The sequence below is a fragment of the Paraconexibacter sp. AEG42_29 genome (assembly GCF_040581415.1).
In the GTDB taxonomy this organism is placed as follows: domain Bacteria; phylum Actinomycetota; class Thermoleophilia; order Solirubrobacterales; family Solirubrobacteraceae; genus Paraconexibacter.
Window position 1 is genome coordinate 947,716 of sequence record NZ_CP114014.1, and the last position, 17,627, is coordinate 965,342.

General features: G+C 73.3%; 16 protein-coding genes and 1 tRNA gene. 9 read left to right on the forward strand and 8 right to left on the reverse strand.

The features are described from left to right. Window position 1 precedes the first annotated feature (1 nt). Window positions 2–1,159, reverse strand: coding sequence for an acyl-CoA dehydrogenase family protein (locus DSM112329_RS04535; RefSeq protein WP_354702438.1), 1,158 nt, complete (start codon window positions 1,157–1,159; stop codon window positions 2–4). A gap of 144 nt (window positions 1,160–1,303) precedes the next feature. Here DSM112329_RS04535 and DSM112329_RS04540 point away from each other — a divergent pair, with 144 nt between their 5' ends. The 3 genes from DSM112329_RS04540 (at window position 1,304) to DSM112329_RS04550 (ending at window position 3,664) form a co-directional block, all read left to right on the forward strand. Further along, complete coding sequence (locus tag DSM112329_RS04540) at window positions 1,304–1,600, forward strand: DUF2277 domain-containing protein (RefSeq protein WP_354700625.1); 297 nt, start codon at window positions 1,304–1,306, stop codon at window positions 1,598–1,600. Window positions 1,601–1,672: 72 nt separating this feature from the next. Continuing rightward, window positions 1,673–1,746 (forward strand) — tRNA-Arg (locus tag DSM112329_RS04545). 124 nt (window positions 1,747–1,870) lie between these two features. Then, on the forward strand, window positions 1,871–3,664 hold the full coding sequence (locus tag DSM112329_RS04550; RefSeq protein WP_354700626.1) for a 1-acyl-sn-glycerol-3-phosphate acyltransferase: 1,794 nt from the start codon (window positions 1,871–1,873) through the stop codon (window positions 3,662–3,664). A gap of 13 nt (window positions 3,665–3,677) precedes the next feature. On the opposite strand, the gene DSM112329_RS04555 is transcribed toward DSM112329_RS04550, so the two are convergent. Beyond that, entirely contained in the window at window positions 3,678–4,349 is a 672-nt protein-coding gene (locus DSM112329_RS04555; RefSeq protein ID WP_354700627.1) for a hypothetical protein, read from the reverse strand. A 251-nt stretch (window positions 4,350–4,600) separates the two neighbouring features. On the opposite strand from DSM112329_RS04555, the gene DSM112329_RS04560 reads away from it, so the two are divergent. From DSM112329_RS04560 to DSM112329_RS04575, 4 genes are all read left to right on the forward strand, one after another. Further along, a complete protein-coding gene (locus tag DSM112329_RS04560; RefSeq protein ID WP_354700628.1) occupies window positions 4,601–6,076 on the forward strand; it encodes an ammonium transporter in 1,476 nt (491 codons plus the stop codon). Beyond that, a complete protein-coding gene (locus DSM112329_RS04565; RefSeq protein WP_354700629.1) occupies window positions 6,073–6,438 on the forward strand; it encodes a P-II family nitrogen regulator in 366 nt (121 codons plus the stop codon). The genes DSM112329_RS04560 and DSM112329_RS04565 overlap by 4 nt, the downstream gene beginning before the upstream one ends. A 100-nt stretch (window positions 6,439–6,538) precedes the next feature. Continuing rightward, window positions 6,539–7,522: a HAMP domain-containing sensor histidine kinase gene (locus tag DSM112329_RS04570; RefSeq protein WP_354700630.1), complete on the forward strand. Its 984-nt coding sequence runs from the start codon at window positions 6,539–6,541 to the stop codon at window positions 7,520–7,522. Between the two features lie 44 nt (window positions 7,523–7,566). Next, the gene (locus tag DSM112329_RS04575; RefSeq protein WP_354700631.1) at window positions 7,567–8,205 is read left to right on the forward strand and encodes a response regulator transcription factor; all 639 of its coding nucleotides are present in this window, start codon (window positions 7,567–7,569) and stop codon (window positions 8,203–8,205) included. A 17-nt stretch (window positions 8,206–8,222) separates the two neighbouring features. Here DSM112329_RS04575 and DSM112329_RS04580 read toward each other — a convergent pair whose 3' ends face one another. From DSM112329_RS04580 to fni, 4 genes are read right to left on the reverse strand one after another with little or no spacing between them, the layout of a single operon-like run. Continuing rightward, complete coding sequence (locus DSM112329_RS04580) at window positions 8,223–9,353, reverse strand: lycopene cyclase family protein (RefSeq protein WP_354700632.1); 1,131 nt, start codon at window positions 9,351–9,353, stop codon at window positions 8,223–8,225. Continuing rightward, complete coding sequence (locus DSM112329_RS04585) at window positions 9,350–10,171, reverse strand: phytoene/squalene synthase family protein (RefSeq protein ID WP_354700633.1); 822 nt, start codon at window positions 10,169–10,171, stop codon at window positions 9,350–9,352. The genes DSM112329_RS04580 and DSM112329_RS04585 overlap by 4 nt, the downstream gene beginning before the upstream one ends. Continuing rightward, window positions 10,164–11,624, reverse strand: a complete 1,461-nt coding sequence (gene crtI, locus DSM112329_RS04590; protein ID WP_354700634.1) for a phytoene desaturase family protein — start codon at window positions 11,622–11,624, stop codon at window positions 10,164–10,166. The genes DSM112329_RS04585 and crtI overlap by 8 nt, the downstream gene beginning before the upstream one ends. Further along, a complete protein-coding gene (gene fni / locus DSM112329_RS04595) occupies window positions 11,621–12,607 on the reverse strand; it encodes a type 2 isopentenyl-diphosphate Delta-isomerase (protein ID WP_354700635.1) in 987 nt (328 codons plus the stop codon). The genes crtI and fni overlap by 4 nt, the downstream gene beginning before the upstream one ends. A 136-nt stretch (window positions 12,608–12,743) precedes the next feature. On the opposite strand from fni, the gene trkA reads away from it, so the two are divergent. Further along, complete coding sequence (trkA, locus tag DSM112329_RS04600) at window positions 12,744–14,081, forward strand: Trk system potassium transporter TrkA (protein WP_354700636.1); 1,338 nt, start codon at window positions 12,744–12,746, stop codon at window positions 14,079–14,081. Continuing rightward, a complete protein-coding gene (locus DSM112329_RS04605; protein ID WP_354700637.1) occupies window positions 14,078–15,562 on the forward strand; it encodes a TrkH family potassium uptake protein in 1,485 nt (494 codons plus the stop codon). Before trkA ends, DSM112329_RS04605 begins: the two co-directional genes overlap by 4 nt. A gap of 16 nt (window positions 15,563–15,578) precedes the next feature. Here DSM112329_RS04605 and DSM112329_RS04610 read toward each other — a convergent pair whose 3' ends face one another. After that, a complete protein-coding gene (locus DSM112329_RS04610; RefSeq protein ID WP_354700638.1) occupies window positions 15,579–17,303 on the reverse strand; it encodes a cation acetate symporter in 1,725 nt (574 codons plus the stop codon). Then, the gene (locus tag DSM112329_RS04615; RefSeq protein ID WP_354700639.1) at window positions 17,300–17,620 is read right to left on the reverse strand and encodes a hypothetical protein; all 321 of its coding nucleotides are present in this window, start codon (window positions 17,618–17,620) and stop codon (window positions 17,300–17,302) included. The genes DSM112329_RS04610 and DSM112329_RS04615 overlap by 4 nt, the downstream gene beginning before the upstream one ends. Window positions 17,621–17,627 lie beyond the last annotated feature (7 nt).

Below are 17,627 nucleotides of genomic sequence, written 5' to 3' on the forward strand. Positions count from 1 at the left end.
GTCAGTAGCTCTTCGGGAGGCCCAGGGAGTGCTCGGCCACGTAGTTGAGGATCATCTCCGCGGAAACCGGTGCGATGCGCGTGAGCCGGGCGCCCCACCACATGTCGCTGATGCCGTACTCGAGCGCCACGCCGTTGCCGCCGTGGGTCTGGATCGCCTGGTCGACGGCGTGGACCGCGGCCTCGGCGGCGGCGTACTTGCCCATGTTGGACGCCTCGCCGGCGCCCTTCCAGCCGGCGTCGTAGAGCGCGCAGGCCTTCGTGACCATCATGCGCGCGAGCTCGACCTCGACCTTGATCTTCGCCAGGGGATGAGCGACGCCCTGGTGTGCGCCGATCGGCTGGCCCCAGACCTCGCGCTCGCGGGCGTAGGTGGCGGCCAGGTCGAGCGCGCGGTCGGCCGCGCCGATGGCTCCCGCCGCCGCCATGATCCGCTCGGGGTTCAGGCCGTCGAACAACGCGCCGAGCCCGCCGACCTCACCGCCCAGGACGCGGTCGGCCGGCACCGTGAGGTTGTCGAAGAAGAGGGTCCACTGGCGGTCGGGCATCCGCAGCGCCGTCGGGATCGGCTCGCGCGTGAGGCCCGCGGCATCCACGTCGACGAGGAACAGCAGCGGCAGGCCGAGCGTCCCGTCCTCCTGCTCGGCGCGGGCGACGACGAGGATCGCGGTCGCGTGCTCGACGGCCGAGATGTACGTCTTCTGCCCGTTGATGACCCAGTCGCCGCCGGCGGCCCGCTTGGCCCGCGTCTTGATCTTGTGGGTGTTGGTGCCGGCGTCCGCCTCGGTCACCGCGAACGAGATCCGCTCCGTGCCGTCCGCCAAGCCCGGGATCCAGCGCTCACGCTGCTCGGGGGTGCCGTGCTTGGCGAGGATCGACCCGGCGATCGCGGGGGACACGACGAGCAGCAGCTGCGTGCAGCCGTGGCGCGCAAGCTCCTCCTGGACGATGGCCAGGCCGGTCATCCCCATCCCGCCGCCGCCGTACTCCTCGGGCAGGTTCGCGCCCACGTAGCCGTGCTCGGCCAGCTCGTCCCAGAGCTCGGTCGGCGGAACGCCCGCCTCCGTGCACTTGAGCATGTACTTCTGGCCATAGCGCGCGGCGATCGCGCCGACCGACTCGCGCAGCAGCCGCTCCTCGGCGGACGGGACGAGGCGGATGACCGGCTCTTCGGCGGTGGACGGGGTCTCGAGCGTGCTCACCCGCCGATGTTCGCGGCTGGCCCGCCCGCGGTCAATGAATCCGTTTCACTTCTGGCGCCCGGCGATGAGTCATGGCGCGGGACGGCGTCTAGGCTTTCACCTATGTGCCGCAACATCCGTCAGCTTCACAACTACGCGCCGCCGGCCACCGAGGACGAGGTCCGGGCCGCCGCCCTGCAGTTCGTCCGCAAGGTGAGCGGGTCCTCGAAGCCCTCGCAGGCCAATCAGGCCGCGTTCGACCGGGCCGTCGAGGCCGTCGCGAGCGCCACGTCCGAGCTGCTCGCCGACCTGGTCACGACGGCGCCGCCGAAGGACCGCGAGATCGAGGCGGCGAAGGCCCGCGCCCGCAGCGCGGCGCGGTTCGCGACCGATCGCGGTCGTACGGCCGCCGCGGGCTGAGCCGGGGGCGGGACGGCGCGGGCCCGCCGCTTCGCCTACCATGGACAGGGTCGAGCGGTCCGCCGCTCGCGTGCGCCCGTAGCTCAGCTGGATAGAGCGTCGGTCTACGGAACCGAAGGTCAGAGGTTCGAATCCTCTCGGGCGCGCTGGTAGGACGACCCCCGCTGCACGTCCGCCGGGACTTGTGCCCGGTGCCACTAGCTCACTGGAGGTGCCCGGTTCCCCCTTTCGGTGGTGGGCACCTGGAGGCCCGCGCGCGAGGCTCGGGCAATGAGCTCTCCGCTGGTCTCGGATCCACGCTTCGTGGAGGCGGTCGACAGCTTGGCCGATCGGCTGGGCGAGGATCGGGCCGCGGTGATGGTGGACGCGGAGGGGTGCCTGGAGGAGATGCGCACCCGGCAGCAGCGGGTGGCGCGGGCGATCTGGGCACGGTGGGCGAAGTACCTCTACTCGCGGGCCTACACGCTGACCTACGACGCGGCTGCGCTGCAGCGCATCCGCGAGCTGGGGCGCGACCACCCGCTCGTCTTCCTGCCCTCGCACCGCTCGAACCTCGACGGCTACGTCATGGCGTCGCTGCTGTACCAGCAGGGCTTCGCGGCGAACCACACGCTCGGCGGGATCAACATGGCGTTCTGGCCGATCGGCGCGCTCGGCCGCCGGACCGGGGTCATCTGGATCCGCCGCAGCTTCCGCGACGACGAGGTCTACAAGCTCGCCCTGCAGCACTACCTGGGTCACGTGGTCCGGCAGGGCAACAACCTCGAGTGGTACATCGAGGGCGGCCGGACGCGGACGGGCAAGCTGCTGCCGCCGAAGCTCGGACTGTTCAACTACCTCGCGGACGCGGTCGAGGATCTCGACGTCGAGGGTGTCCAGGTGATCCCGACGTCGATCGTCTACGACGAGCTGCCGGAGGCGAAGGAGGTCACGAGCGAGTCGCACGGTGCGGTCAAACCACCCGAGGGGCTCGGGTGGCTGCTGCACTTCGCGCGCCAGCAGCGCGGCGACTACGGCGGCGTGCAGGTGAACTTCGGCGACCCGATCGACCTCTCCGATGCGCTGAAGGCCGCGGGCTCCGATCCGGCGGACCGGTCCGCGCGGCGGCTCGCGCGGCACAAGGTCGCCATCGAGGTCTGCGCGCGCATCAACCGCGCGACGCCGGCGACCGCGCAGTCGCTCCTGACCCTTGCGCTACTGGGCGTCGAGGACCGCGCGCTCACCTTCAAGCAGGTGCAGGACGTCCTCGCCCCCGTGCTGCGGTACGTCATCGCGCGAGGGCTGCCGGCGGACGAGGCCGCGCGCCGACTGACCACCCAGGACGGCGTGAGCGAGACCCTCGCCACGCTCGTCGCGCACGGCGTCGTGGACCGGTTTGACGGCGGCACCGAGGCGGTCTTCGGGATCGGCAGCGAGCAGGCCCTGGTTGCCGGCTTCTACCGCAACATCAGCATCCACTGGTTCGTCGACCGCGCGATCACCGAGCTCGCGCTGCTGCGCGCGGCCGAGGACCCCGGGGAGGACGTCGTCCAGGCCGCCTGGGACGAGGCGTTCCGCCTGCGGGACCTGCTCAAGTTCGACTTCTTCTTCGGCGACCGCGAGCAGTCACGCCGTGACCTGACCGCCGAGATCGAGCTCATCGAGCCGGACTGGCGCGAGCAGGGACGTGAGTACCTCGGTGAGATCGGGCCGGCGATGCTGCGGTCCGGGGCGTTGATGGCGCCGCGCATCCTGCGCTCCTTCGTCGAGAGCCATCTGATCGTCGCCGACCGGCTGCAGGCGCTCGGCGAGTGGCCGGCCGACCCGGCGCTGATCGCGCAGGACTGCCTCGGCCTGGGCCGGCAGTACCTCAAGCAACGCCGCATCACGAACCGCGACGCGGTCTCCCTGCACCTCTTCTCACCGGCCGTGAAGCTCTGCGGCAACTACGGCCTCCTCGAGGGGCCGGACGTCCTGCGGCGCCGGGCCGACCACGCGGCCTATCTCCACGCGGTGCAGCGTCGCCTCGCCGCGGCCGTCGACCTCGACCACGCCTCCCTGGCCGATGCGCTGGTGACCTCGTGAACGCCGCTGGGTCCTAGAACCGCCGGGCCTGCGGGACACCGTCCTTCGTCCAGTAGGCCGACCGGGCCGAGCTCGCGAGGTCACCGATCGCGCCGCTGTCCAGCTCCTGCCGGGCGGCACCGCCGAACGGCACCCGGACGAGCGTGCCGACGGTGGTCGACAGCGCGTCGGTCCGCTCGTCGTAGGGGCGCTCGACGTAGACCATCGACCCGTCCGCCAGCAGCGTGAAGTCCCGTTCCCGCGGCGGGTCCGGCAGGCTCGCCGTGGTCTGCCGGCCGGTCTTCAGGTCGACGACGAGCAGGCTCGTCTCGTGGGCCCCGTCGATCGGGACGATGCGCAGGTCGGCGACGCTGACGAAGCGGTCGCCCACGATGCGCACGTTGCTCGAGGTCTCGTTGCTCGCACCGTCGAAGAGGAAACGCGATCGGCCGGCGGGGCGCAGGCAGGCGTAGAGGTCGCGCTCGGCCAGCGGGCCGCGCGCGCTCGGCGAGTAGACGCGGACCCTGGGGGTCGCGTGGAGCGTCGTCGTCCCCTTGGTCGCGCAGGTCGCGGGCCGGGCAGCGTCGGCCACGGTGCCCCCGCCGATCAGCACCAGCGTCGCGGTGACGAGGCCGGCGACGGCGAGGCAGACGGCGTGGCGGCGGCCGCGGCGATGCGAGGGGCGGGGAGCGCTGGAGGTGGGCATGGCGATGATCTTCACGGCCGGTCGCGGACGCGGCTACCCACCCTCGGGTGGGAGTCGGCACACCCCCGCTGACAGGGGGAAACCCCTGGTCCGGAGGGGGAAAACCCTTGTTCTCGCCGCGTCCCGCACGGGGGTCCCCGGCACCCTCGACTGGGTGGCGAACAGGTCGCGTCGATCTTTCGACATGGGGCTATCGGGAGGGCGGCGACCGGTGGTGATCATCCCCCCGGCAACCAACCTGGAGGACTTCCATGAGACGTTCGACTGCGCTTACGGCGGCTGCGGCCGCGGTCGCAGGCACCTTGCTCTTCCCCGGGGCCGCACTGGCCCAGGACGATCCACCGACGCTGGAGTCGCTCGCCGACGGCCTGTCGAAGGTGACCGACGAGGGCAACCTGACCTGGGTCATCGTCGGCACGGTCCTCGTGTTCTTCATGCAGGCCGGCTTCGCGTTCCTGGAGATCGGCCTGTCCCGCGGCAAGAACTCCGGCGCGGGCATCGCGAAGGTCCTCGTCAACTTCTCGATCGCCGCGCTCGTCTGGTGGGCGGTCGGCTTCGGCTTCGCGTTCGGCGGTGACGGGACGATCCTCGGCGACAAGGGCTTCCTGTTCGGCTTCGGCGACGAGATCGGCGGCACGGCGAGCGCCCTGTACGGCGAGACCGTCGGCGGCGGGACCTCGGCGTTCTTCATCTTCCAGTTCATGTTCGCGGCGGTGTCGCTGGCGATCGTCTGGGGCTCGACGCTCGAGCGCATCAAGTTCGCCGTGTACCCGATCTACGCGGTGGTGTTCTCCGCGCTGATCTACCCGCTGATCGCCCACTGGGGCTTCGGCGGCGGGCTCTTCGCGGAGCTCGGCAACGGCGTGCAGGACTTCGCCGGCTCCTCGGTCGTCCACCTCACCGGCGCGACCGGCGCGCTGGCCGCCTGCATCCTGCTCGGCCCGCGCAAAGGCAAGTACGGCCCGGACGGCAAGCCGCGGGCGATCCCCGGCCACAACATGCCGCTCGTCGGCCTCGGCGTCCTCATCCTGTGGCTCGGCTGGTTCGGCTTCAACGGCGCGTCGACCCTCGGCACGGCTGACGGGCGCTTCGCGGAGGTCCTGCTCGTCACGAACCTCGGCGCCGCGGCAGGCGTCGTGGGCGCGATGCTGGCGCTGGCGCTCACCGGACGCAGCCTCGACGTCGGCATGATCGGCAACGGCGCGATCGCCGGCCTCGTCGCCATCACCGCCCCCTCGGGCTACGTCGAGTTCTGGGCGGCACCGATCATCGGCCTGGTCGGCGGCATCATCGTCGTGTTCGGCGTCTTCGCGATCGACAAGTACATCGATGACCCGGTCGGCGCGACGTCGGCCCACGGCCTCGCCGGCATCTGGGGGACGCTCGCCTGTGGCCTGTTCACGTCCGACCGGCTCGCGGCCTACAACGGCATCGGCGACCCCGGGCTGTTCTACTCGGGCTCGTTCTTCCAGCTCGGGAGCCAGGCGCTCGCGGTGCTGCTGACGTTCGCCGTGGTGTTCGTCATCTCGTTCGCGGTCTTCTACCTGATCAAGATCACGATCGGGCTGCGGGTCGACGACGACTCCGAGGACGCCGGCCTCGACATCGCCGAGCACGGCATGTACGGATACCCCGAGCAGTTCATCCCGGCGCCCGAGCTGGTGGGCTACGGCGCCCTCCCGCAGGCCGTCGTCCCGCAGGCCGGCAAGAGCGAGGTGCCCGCATGAAGAAGATCGAGGCGTACGTCCGCCACGAGGCGTTCGAGCCGATCCGGCTCGAGCTCCTGGGGCTGGGGTTCCCCTCGCTGACCATCAGCGAGGTCAAGGGCTCCGGCCGGCAGAAGGGCATCACGGAGCGTTACCGCGGTGCGGAGCTGACCAACTACCTCCGGCCGAAGGTGAAGCTGGAGTGCGTCGTGGCCGACAGCGACGTGCAGACGATCGTGGACACCGTCCTCAAGCACGGCCGGACCGGTGCGGTGGGTGACGGGAAGGTCTTCGTCGCCCCGGTGGACGAGGCGTACCGCGTCCGCACCGGCGAGTCGGGGGAGGAGATCCTCCAAGCGCACTTCGGCGGCGACGCCGCCTGAGGCCACACCGTGACGACGTGCGAGCGCGGCTCCTGGGTAGTTGCCCGTGCCGCACGTCGTCACCAGTGGTTCCGGGGGCGCACCCGTCAAGATGCGGGTCGTGCGTTCCTGGTGGTCCTCCCGCACGCTGTTCTGGCGCGTCCTGCTGCTGAACGCGCTGATCCTGATCGGTGCCGGGACGGCGCTCGTCGTGACCCCGGCCACGGTCAGCTCACCGGCTGAGCCGGCCCAGGTCGCCGAGCTCTTCACCGGCGTGGTGGTGCTGCTCGCAGTCGACGTCGCGCTGCTGCGCGGCTGGCTGCGGCCGCTGTCGCGCCTGGTCGCCGACATGCGCGCGGTCGACCTGCTGGAGCCGGGACGCCGCGTGCCGCAGGACGGGCCGGGGCTCGAGCTCATCGAGCTGGCGAGCGCCTTCAACGAGATGCTCGACCGGCTCGAGCGTGAGCGGCTGCGCAGCGCGACCGCCAGCTTCGAGGCCAGTGAGGGTGAGCGGCTGCGCATCGCCCGCGAGCTGCACGACCAGGTGAGCCAGGACCTCACCGCGCTGCTGATGATGCTCGACCGCGCGCACCGCGCCGCCGGCCCCGAGGCCCAGGACGAGCTCACCGGGGCGCGCGAGCTGACCCGCGAGATCCTGGGCGGCGTCCGGACGATCATCTTCGAGCTGCGGCCCGACCCGCTCGACGAGCTCGGGCTCGCCGGGGCGCTCGAGTCGCTCTGCGACCGTGCGGGCCGCAGCTCCGGCGTCGCGGTCCGGACCGCGCTCGCGCCGCCGCTGCCGGCGTTCTCGCCCGCCGCGGAGGTCGCCATCTACCGCATCACGCAGGAGGCGCTCGCCAACGCCGCGCGCCACGCGGACGCCTCGGTGATCTCGGTGATGCTCCGCAGCGCCCCCGACGCCCGCACCTGCCTGCTGAGCGTGCGCGACGACGGCAACGGACGCGGCCCGACCGGCGGCGACGGCGTCGGCCTGCAGGGCATGCGCGAACGGGCGCTCACGATCGGCGCCCACCTCGACGTGGTGGCGACCGCCGGGGCGGGGACCGACGTCCGCCTGACGATCCCCGTGGGCACGGACGCGTGACGACACCGACTCCGGCATCGACTCAGGCGCCCGCCGCGGGACACGTGCGCATCCTGCTCGCGGACGACCATGGGCTCGTGCGGCAGGGCCTGCGCCTGATCCTCGAATCCGAGCCCGGCTTCGAGGTCGTCGCCGAGGCCGACGACGGCGCGGAGGCCGTGCGCGTCGCCGGCGAGCGGGAGCTGGACCTCGTCATCCTCGACATCACGATGCCGCGGCTCACCGGCCTGCAGGCTCTCGCGCAGCTGCGACGGGTGCAGCCGGCGCTGCCGGTGGTGATGCTGTCGATGCACGACAACGAGCGTTTCGTCGTCGAGGCGCTGCGGGCCGGCGCGAGCGCGTACGTCCTGAAGTCGTCCGTCGACCGCGACCTGATCTCGGCCTGCCACGCCGCGCTGTCCGGCGGGGCGTTCCTCCATGCGGGGGCCACCCGGAGCCTGATCGACACGCTGCTGGCCGGCGACCGGCCCGCGGACGGCCACGGCGACCAGCTGAGCGCCCGCGAGACGGAGGTCCTGAAGCTCATCGCCGAAGGCCATACGACCCGTCAGATCGGCGAGCTCCTGGACATCTCGTTGAAGACCGTCGAGGGGCACCGGACCCGCCTGAGCGAGAAGACCGGCCTCAAGGACCGGACGGCCCTGACCCGCTACGCGATCCGCACCGGGCTGATCGAGGCCTAGGCCCAACTCTGCGGCGGTCAGCCGTTGCCGCGCGCGGGCAGCGGCAACGCGGTGCCCGCCGCCGCGCGCAGGAACGGGAGCGGGGGTAACGCGGCCATGACGCGCAGCTCGTCGGCGGGCGAGGAGGCGTCGTTCATGAACCGCGCGAGGACGTCCCCATCGACGCCCGACGCGAGCGCCTCCAGGTGGGCCGCGAACGCGGGGGGATCCGCGTCCAGGGCGCGCAGGAACACCGCGTCCAGCGCGTCGCGCCGGGCGCTCCCCACACGCGGTGGTCGCGTGCGCCCGTCGCACAGCGCCTGGGCCATCGCCGCCGCCTGCGCCTGGATGCGCACGAACGCGTATCCCGAGGACGGCCGGGCGGCCCCGGCCGGCAGCCCGGCCGCCCACACGCGGGACGTCTGAGGCACGCTCACCGCGCTCATCGGGATCGCGCCGGCTTCGCTGCCGGTCACCGTGAAGGGCTGGGCGACGGCGGCCGCGATCGCGCGCCGCCGGTCACGCGAGGGCGTCGTGTGCCAGGCGAACGAGGTGTCCTCGACCAGGGCCTCGCGGTCGCTGACCGGCAGGGTGTAGACGAACCGCAGCTCCCGCGGATGGTCGCCGTGGAAGGCCATGAGCGTGGCCTCGCCCGGGTCGAAGCACGGCCGGTCGGTCCGGACGAACTGGCCCAGGAAACGCTGGGTCAGCCCGTCGCGGACCGCCGCGCGCACGGCCGGGTGCGCGGGGCCGCGGCAGTCGACGACATGCGCGGCGCTCACCACGCCGGCCGTCGTCCGCAGCTGCACGCCGTCGCCCCGCTCGGCCAGGCCCAGGACACGGACGCCGCGGCGCAGCTCCACGTGCCGGGCCCGCCGCAGGCGTCCGAGCGCCGCGGCGTAGAAGCGGTCGGCGGGCAGCTGCACGTAGGGGTGCTCGTCGGCCTCCTGAACCGCGTCGCCGATCCGCCAGCGCGCCCACGACGCGTCCGCCAGGTGGGTCCAGGGGACGTCGCCCGTGTCCCAGAAGCACCAGGTGCGGTCGCGCGTGTAGTCGGTGCGGCGCTCCAGCAGGACGAGCGGCGGGTCCCAGCCGGCGTCCAGGAGCGCGACCGCGAGCGACAGCCCGGCGCAGCCGGCCCCCACGATCACGAGCGGGCGATCGGTCACCGACGGGTCGCCACCGTGTGCAGCGCGCTGCGGACCTTCCGCCCCGGGGAGACGACCGCGCGACCGGGCCGCTCGCCGAGCCCCTCGCGCTCGAGCTGGCGCAGGATCTCGCGGTACATGCCGGCGGCCGCCCGGATCGCCGGCCGGCCGCGGCGCAGGTGCCGCACACCGCGCAGGCCCTCGTCGTACAGGGTGTCCGCGCGGGCGATCTGCTCGGCCAGGAGCCCGGCGCGACGGCCGGGGACGGGAGCGCCGTGGCGCGCGACGGCATCGGCGGACAGGTAGCGGCGTCCGGCCGCCTCGTCCTCGTCGATGTCGCGCAGGATGTTCGTCCGCTGCATCGCCATGCCGAGGCTGCACGCCGCGGCCGCAGCGTCAGGGTCGTCGGTCCCGAGCACCGCCGCCATGACGAGGCCGACGGTCCCTGCGACGCGGTAGCAGTACCGGTCCACGTCGGCCTCCGTCGCGGGGCGCCACCCGTCCAGGTCGTCGCGCATCCCGGCACAGAAGTCGCGCAGGGCCGCGCGGGGCAGGGGGTGCCGGGCCGCGAGCGCGTCCAGCACGACCGTCTCGTCCGTCGTCCTCGCCGGGCGGCCGTCGCACCAGCCTTCGACCGCCGCCACGCGCTCGCGGGCGACCGCCGGAGGGCCGTCGTCGACCAGGTCGTCGAGCGTGCGGAAGACGAGGTACAGCAGGTAGACGTCCTGGCGGACCTCGGCGGGCAGGAGCCGGCAGGCCAGGCTGAACGTCCGGGCGGCGCGCCGCGTCGTCGTCCGCGCCCGGCGCTGCAGGCCAGCATCGACGACCAGCTCAGACACGCGCGCGGGCCCGCGACGTGTCGGCGGCGACCAGGCCCGCGGTCACCTCGGCGCCGAGCAGGACACCCGGGATCCCTGCCCCCGGGTGCGTGCCGCCGCCGACCCGGTACAGCCCCGCGACCCGCTTGTCGCGATTGGGCGGCCGCAGCGCCGCGCTCTGGTGCAGCGTGGGCTCGAGCGCGAACGCGTTGCCGTCGACGGCGCCGTAGCGCTCCGCGAAGTCGCGCGGGTCCATGCGGTGCTCGACGGCGATGCTCGCGTCCAGGCCGGTGAGGCCGAAGGTCTGCTCGAGGTCGGCCACGAGCCGGTCGCGGAGCGTGTCGCCCTCGCGCGCCCAGTCCACGCGGCCGCGCAGGTTCGGGACCGGCAGCAGGAAGCACAGCGAGTCGCCGTGGCCGTCCGCCATCCCGGGCTCCGTGCGGTTCGGGGCGTGGACGTAGGTGGAGAAGGTCCGGGCCAGCTGCCCGCGCCGCGTGACGTCGGCGATGAAGTCGCGGTACCCGTCCCCGACCAGCAGCGTGTGGTGCAGCAGCTTCTCGAAGCGGCGGTCGGTCCCGAGGTAGAGCAGGAAGCAGGACATCGTCGGGCGCAGCGGCCGGCGCGGCGCCGGGTGGCCGAGCAGCCGGGGGATGTCCAGCACGTCGTTGTTGGCGACGACGACGTCCGCGTCGTGGCGCTCGCCGCCGTGCGTCCACACCGCGCGCACGCGCCCGGCGTGCGTCTCGATGCGCTCGACCCCGGAGTCGCAGCGGACGTCCAGCGCGCCGGCCATCGCGGTCACGATCGAGTGCACGCCGCCGTCGGCGTACCAGACGCCGTCGAGGAACTGCAGGTACACGAGCGCCCCGTAGATGGCAGGGACGCGGAACGGGTCGCCGCCGATGAACAGCGAGTGGAAGGAGAACGCCTCTCGGAGCCGCGGGTCCTTGAAGAAGCGGGACGTCGCCAGGTGCAGCGGCAGCGCCGCGCCGAGGCGGACCATCTTCGGCGTGAAGGCCGCGAGCTGCCCGAGGCTCGCGAACTCCCGGCGGCCCGCGCCGAGGATGCCGTCCTCGTAGATCCGGCCCATCGCGGCCATGTAGTCGTCGAAGCGTCCTGCGTCGGCGGCGCTGAAGCCGGCGAGCTGCTCGCGCATCGCCTCGCGGTCGCGGACGAAGTCCAGGTGCCGGTCCTCGCCGGCCCAGAAGATCCGGTAGAACGGGTCGAGCTCGCGGAGCGTCACCTCGCGGTGGAAGTCCAGGCCGCCGGCGGCGAACGTCTCCTCCAGGACCCACGGCATCGTCACGAGCGACGGGCCGAGGTCCCACGTGAAGCCCCGGTCGATCAGCTGGGCCGCGCGCCCGCCCGGGGTGGCGCGCTGCTCGAGCACGGTGACGTCATGCCCCGCGCCCTGCAGCCGCAGGGCGGCGCCGAGGCCGCCGAGGCCCGCGCCGATGACGACGACCCGGCTCACGCGAGCTCACCGGCGCCCATGCGCGCCGCGGACGGTGCACCGGTCGCCCAGACCGCGATCCGCAGCTGGCGCAGGACCAGGTCGAGCGCGTCGCCGGCCCGGTCCTCGCGAGCGGCGATCAGCAGCGGCCGCGCCATGCCGGCCGCGCGGGCGCCGAGCGCCAGGCAGCGGGCGACGTCCACGCCGTCGCGCACCCCGCCGCTGGCCAGCAGCGGAACGTCGGGCGCGGTGCGGGCGGCGGCGCGGAGGGAGTCCGCGGTGGGGACGCCCCAGCTGCCGAACGCGGCTGCGACCTCCCCGGCCCGGGCGTCGCGGGCACCCTCGACCAGCGCCCAGTTCGTCCCGCCGGACCCCGCGACGTCGACGGCGGCGACGCCGAGGGCGGCGAGCTCCCGGACGTCCTCGCCGTCCATCCCGAAGCCGACCTCCTTCACGACGACCGGCAGTGGAGCCAGCGCGGCGACCACGGCCGCTATACGGTCCCGCACGTCGGCGAAGTGCGGCTCGCCCTCGGGCTGGACAGCCTCCTGCAGCGGGTTAAGGTGGATGCTCAGGCCGTCCGCCCCGAGCAGGTCGACGAGCTGCGTCGCACGCTCGGCGGTCAGGCCGACCGCGCCGAGGTTGGCCAGCAGCAGCGGCGGACGCGCCGGCGACCGGTAGGTCGGCAGGAGCCCGGGGTCGGCCAGCAGCGGGCGCCCGGACCCGAGCACGAAGCCCAGGCCGCGCTCGGTCGCCGCCGTCGCGAGGCGGGCGTTGATGACCGCCGCGTGCGGGGTGCCGCCGGTCATCGCCGAGATCAGCAGCGGCGCGGCGAGGTCGCGGTCGAGCAGGCGGATCGCGAGCTCCACGTCGGCCAGGTCGCGGCCGGGGAGCGCACGGTGGCGCAGGCGCACCGCGTCGAGTCCCGGGCCGCGGTCGTGCGTGACACCGGGCCCGGCGGCGATGCGCAGGTGGTCGTCCTTACGGTTCGGGGCGGTGGCCATCACCCGTGGGTACGGGCGACGGGCCGGCGCGGGTGAAAGCGGACGGCCGCCATCGGCGCCCCCTGAGGGGTAGCGTGCAGGGAATGCCCGCCGCCCTCAGGCCCAGCAGCACGGCCGCCCGGCCCGGGCGCCGCTCGTGAAGGTCATCGTCGTCGGCCTCGGGGAGGTCGGCCTGCACATCGTCCGTACGCTCACGGCCGAGCGGCACGCCATCACCGCCGTGGAGCTCGATCCCGGCCGCGCCGAGTCCCTGCAGAGCGAGCTCGACGCGCTCGTGATCAACGGGAACGGTGCGTCGCCGCGGCTGCTCGAATCGGCGGGGGCCGCGGACGCCGACCTCGTGGTGGCCGTCACCCCGAGCGACGAGAGCAACGTCATCACGGCGCTGGCCAGCCATCAGCTCGGCGCACGGCGCACCGTCGCGCGCGTCCGCGACCCCGAGTACTTCGGCAAGGACGAGAAGTTCGCCCGCGACATCCTGGGGATCGACTTCCTGATCCACCCCGAGCGCGCCACCGCGGAGGACCTCGCGCAGGCGATCATGCTGCCAGGCGCGGTGCACGTGGAGTACTTCGCCGGTGGCAAGGTCGCCGTCGCCGAGTGCGTCGTCACCGACCGCTCGCCGCTGATCGGGCGCTCGCTGGCCGAACGACCGGCCGGGCAGGCGCACCGGATCGTCGGGCTGATCCGCGACACGCGGGTGGTCGCCGCCGAGCCCGGCCATCGCCCGAAGGCCGGTGACCACCTGATCGTCGCCGCCGGCCGCGACGACATCGCCGGCGTCGTGACGCACATCGCCGGCTACACCCGCCAAGTGCGCGACGTGATGATCTTCGGCGGCGGCCGGATCGGCCTGCCGCTCGCACGCCGTCTGGAGGCCGAGGGCCGCTTCGACGTGACGGTCATGGAGGGCGACATCGACCGTGCGCGCGAGATCGCCGAGCTGCTGCGTCATGCGACCGTCCTGCACGAGGAAGGCCTGGGCAAGGACGTCCTGCTGGCCCACGGCGTCGATCGCGTCGGTGCGTTCATCGCGTCCGCCGGCGACGACCGCGCGAACCTGCTCGCGGCGCTGAACGCGAAGCAGCTCGGGGCCGGCCTCAGCATGGCGGTCGTGTCCCGCGAGGAGTACACCCCGCTCGTCGAGGCGCTCAAGATCGACGCGGGCTTCTCACCGCGGCTGGTGACGGCCGAGGCGATCCTGCGCGTCGTGCGCGGCGACAACGTCGAGGCGATCCACCTGCTGATCGGCGGCGGCGAGCTGGCCGACGTCGTCGTCGACGCCGGCTGTAAGGCCGACGGGAAGACGATGGAGTCCGTGCAGACGCTCGCGATCACGCGCATCGCGGCCCTCGTCCGCGGAGACCGCGTCATGTTCCCCGGGGACGAGGAGTGCATCCGCGCCGGGGACCGCGTCATCACCTTCAACGCGCGCAGCGGGATCAGCGCGGTGGTCGGCACCTTCAACGCGTGATCCGCCGGATCGCGCTCGGGCCAGGGTTCAACTGGCGGCTCATCCTGCCGGTTCTCGCGGCGGTTCTCGCCGCGCTGGCCGTCGGCATGCTGGTCTGCGCCGGCTACTCGCTGGCGATCGGCGACGGCGCAGCGCACGCGTTCGCACTGCCGGCAGCGGTGCTCGTCCCGCTGGCCGGTGCGGGAACGCTGCTGTCCCGACGGGCTCGCAACGTGCCGTTCCGCTCGCGCGACGGCTACCTGGCCGTGACGCTCGCCTGGATCGTCGCCGCGGCGGCCGGCGCCGCGCCGTTCGTCCTCGAGGGGACCCTGCCCCGGGCGGTGGACGGGCTGTTCGAGAGCATGGCCGGCTTCACCACCACGGGCTCGTCGCTCATGGACGTCGAGCAGGTCCCCGATTCCGTCCTGCTCTGGCGCAGCCTGACGCAGTGGCTCGGCGGCGTCGGCATCGTCGTGCTGGTCGTCGCGATCGCCCCCGCCGCGGGCGTCGGCTCGCAGCGCCTGTTCCACGCCGAGACCTCCGGCGTGACGCAGGACCGCCTGACGCCGCGGATCGCGGACACGGCGAAGATCATCTGCTCGATCTACGTCGGCCTCACCGTCGCCGGGTTCGCCGCGTTCTTCGCTGCGGGCATGGGGCCGTTCGATGCGTTCAACCACATCCTCACGACGATCTCCTCGGGCGGGTACTCGACGCGGAGCGCGTCGATCGGCGCGTTCGACTCGCTGCCGATCGAGCTTGTCGCGATCGTCTTCATGGTGGCGTCCGGCATCAACTTCGCGTTCTACTGGCGCGTGCTGCGCGGGGGCAGCATCTGGCCGCAGGCCGCCGAGGTCCGCGCGTTCGCGCTGATCCTGCTGGCCGCCACGGTCGTGGTCACGACGAGCCTCGTGATCGCCGGTCACGACGGCGGCTTCTGGGGCGCGCTGCGCGGCGGCGGCTTCACGGTGGCGTCGATCGGCAGCGGCACGGGCCTCGTCACCGACGACTACGACCGCTGGAACGACTTCGCCCGCTCGCAGCTGCTCGTGCTGATGTTCATCGGGGGCTGCGCGGGTTCGACGTCCGGCGGCATCAAGGTCGTCCGCCTCCTGCTGCTGTGGAAGACCGTCGGCCAGGAGCTGCAGCGGCAGCTGCGCCCGCGTGCGGTGCAGGTCCTGCGCACGCGCGGCCGCGTCTTCAGCGAGGACGTGCGGCGCGCGGTGCTCGCGTTCGCGCTGATCTACGGACTGGTCGCGCTGGCCGGGACGTTCGCGCTGCTGATCACGGGTGTCGACGCGGTGAGCGCCCTCACCAGCTCGGTCTCCTGCCTGGCGCTGCTGGGAACGGGCTTCGGCACCGTCGGCCCGACCGAGAACTTCTCGTCGCTGTCCGAGAGCGCGCGCTGCATCCTGATGTTCCTGATGCTCGCCGGGCGCCTCGAGGTGCTGACCGTCCTCGTGCTCCTGACGCCGGCGTTCTGGCGTCGCAACGTCGCCTGAGCCGGCCGCCGGGGAGTCAGGCTCGCCGCGTCGGCTCGAGGCCGAGCGCCTCCGGGACGTGCAGCGCCCGCATGTGCTCGCGCACGCGCTGCGGCTTGTGGCGGTCCCGGCGCGAGACGAGCACCATCGTCGCGAAGGCGAGCGGGACGGAGATCGCCGCCGGCTGGGTCAGCAGCGCCTCGGTCGCCGACCCGGCCGCGGGGTCGAGCATGAGGCCGGCGAGGATCGCGGCCGACGCGGTCAGCGCTCCGGTCGCCATGCCGGCCGCGGCGCCGCGGGCGGTGATCCCGGTCCACCAGATCCCGAGCACGAACAGCGGGCAGAAGGTTGAGGCGGCGAGCGCGAACGCCCACCCGACGAGGACCGAGATGTCGATGTCCCGCGCCAGCAGGGCCAGCAGCGCGGGCAGCGCCACCACGACGGGCGCCGCGCGCCGGAAGCGGCGCACCCGGTCGGCGGGCTCCGGCGCGCGCTGCCTGCCGACGCGCTCCCACAGGTCGTAGGAGACCGTCCCGGCCAGCGAGATCAGCAGCCCGCTGGCCGTCGACAGGAACGCCGCGAACGCCCCGGCAGCGGTGACCGCGCCGAGCAGCTCGCCGCCGAGCCCCGGCCACGCAGCCTCGGGCAGCCGCAGGACCACCTCGTCCGTGGCGCCGGTGATGTACAGCTCGGGGACGAGCACCCGACCGAGCAGGCCGTACACGACGGGGAACAGGTAGAAGAGGCCGAGCAGCCCGAGGACGCGCACGGTCGTCCGGCGCGCGGCCGGTCCGTCCCGGTTCGTGTAGAAGCGGACGAGGATGTGCGGCAGGCCCATCGTCCCCAGGACGGTCGCAAGGAGCAGCGAGAAGACGAACACCGGCGAGGCGCGGCCGTGGGCGGCGACGGGGCGCGACCAGTCCCGGCCCGCGCTCGCGGGGATGTCGTCGGCGACCGGGACGACGGTCCCGGCGGCCAGCCGCAGCTCGCCGGCCGGCAGCGTCCGCTCCGCCCCCGCCGGCGCGCGGAACGCCCGGCCGTCGATCACGTAGCGCGCCGCCGCCGGGAACTCCACGCTGGTGGCCTCGTCGAGCTGGACGACGAGGCCGCCGGGCGGGGCGGTCGGCAGCTCGGCGCCGAACAGGGCCGCGCGGGCGGGCAGCCCGCCGAGGTGGATCAGCAGCAGGCACGCCGGCAGCAGGATGGCGAACGTCTTGACCCAGTACTGGTAGGCCTGCACGTAGGTGATCCCGCGCATGCCGCCGAACGCGACCACGACCGTCACCACCACGGCCACGATGGCGACCCCGATCCAGTAAGGCGCCCCCGTCACCACGCCGAGCGTGAGCCCGGCGCCCTTGAGCTGCGGGACCAGGTAGAAGCCGCCGATGACCAGCACCATGAGTGAGCCCACGACCCGCATCCAGCGCGCCTCCAGGCGCGCCTCCGCGAAGTCCGGGATCGTGTACGCGCCGAAACGTCGTAGCGGGGCCGCGACGAACAGCAGCAGCGCCAGGTAGCCCGCGGCGAAGCCGACCGGGAGCCAGAGGGCCGACGCGCCGATCTTCATCTGCAGTCCCGCGATGCCGAGGAACGAGGCGGCGCTGAGGTACTCGCCGGAGATCGCGGCGGCGTTCCACCACGGGGAGATCGCGCGCGACGCGACGAAGACGTCGGAGGTCGACCGCGCGAGCCGGACGCCGAACAGGCCGAGGCCGAGGCCGCCGAGGGTGACGACCCCGACGGCCAGCAGCGCGATCACGGCCGGCGCTCCTCCACGAGCTCGGCGAACTGGGTGTCGAGGGCATCCGCACGGCGCGTGTACAGCCAGCCGACGGCGAGGAACAGGAGGAACAGCGGCGCCCCGATCAGCAGCAGCGGCAGCGGGACGCCCGCCACCTGCACTCGCTGCAGGCCGGGCAGGACCGCGATCGCGAGCGGCAGCGCGGCCAGCAGTCCCCCGAAGGCGAGCAGCGCCGTCAGCGACAGGAGCAGCTGCGCGCGGACCAGCTGCCGCAGGTAGACGTGCCCGACCTCGGAGTCCGAGGCGAGCTCGTCGCGGGTGCTCCCGGTGCTCATCGCGCGG

Bases quoted from the DNA above. Each gene is read 5' to 3' on its own strand.
- fni (WP_354700635.1), bottom strand. From the start codon at position 12,607: ATGGCCACCGCCCCGAACCGTAAGGACGACCACCTGCGCATCGCCGCC.
- DSM112329_RS04565 (WP_354700629.1), top strand. From the start codon at position 6,073: ATGAAGAAGATCGAGGCGTACGTCCGCCACGAGGCGTTCGAGCCGATC.
- DSM112329_RS04550 (WP_354700626.1), top strand. From the start codon at position 1,871: ATGAGCTCTCCGCTGGTCTCGGATCCACGCTTCGTGGAGGCGGTCGAC.
- DSM112329_RS04615 (WP_354700639.1), bottom strand. From the start codon at position 17,620: ATGAGCACCGGGAGCACCCGCGACGAGCTCGCCTCGGACTCCGAGGTC.
- DSM112329_RS04560 (WP_354700628.1), top strand. From the start codon at position 4,601: ATGAGACGTTCGACTGCGCTTACGGCGGCTGCGGCCGCGGTCGCAGGC.
- DSM112329_RS04555 (WP_354700627.1), bottom strand. From the start codon at position 4,349: ATGCCCACCTCCAGCGCTCCCCGCCCCTCGCATCGCCGCGGCCGCCGC.
- DSM112329_RS04540 (WP_354700625.1), top strand. From the start codon at position 1,304: ATGTGCCGCAACATCCGTCAGCTTCACAACTACGCGCCGCCGGCCACC.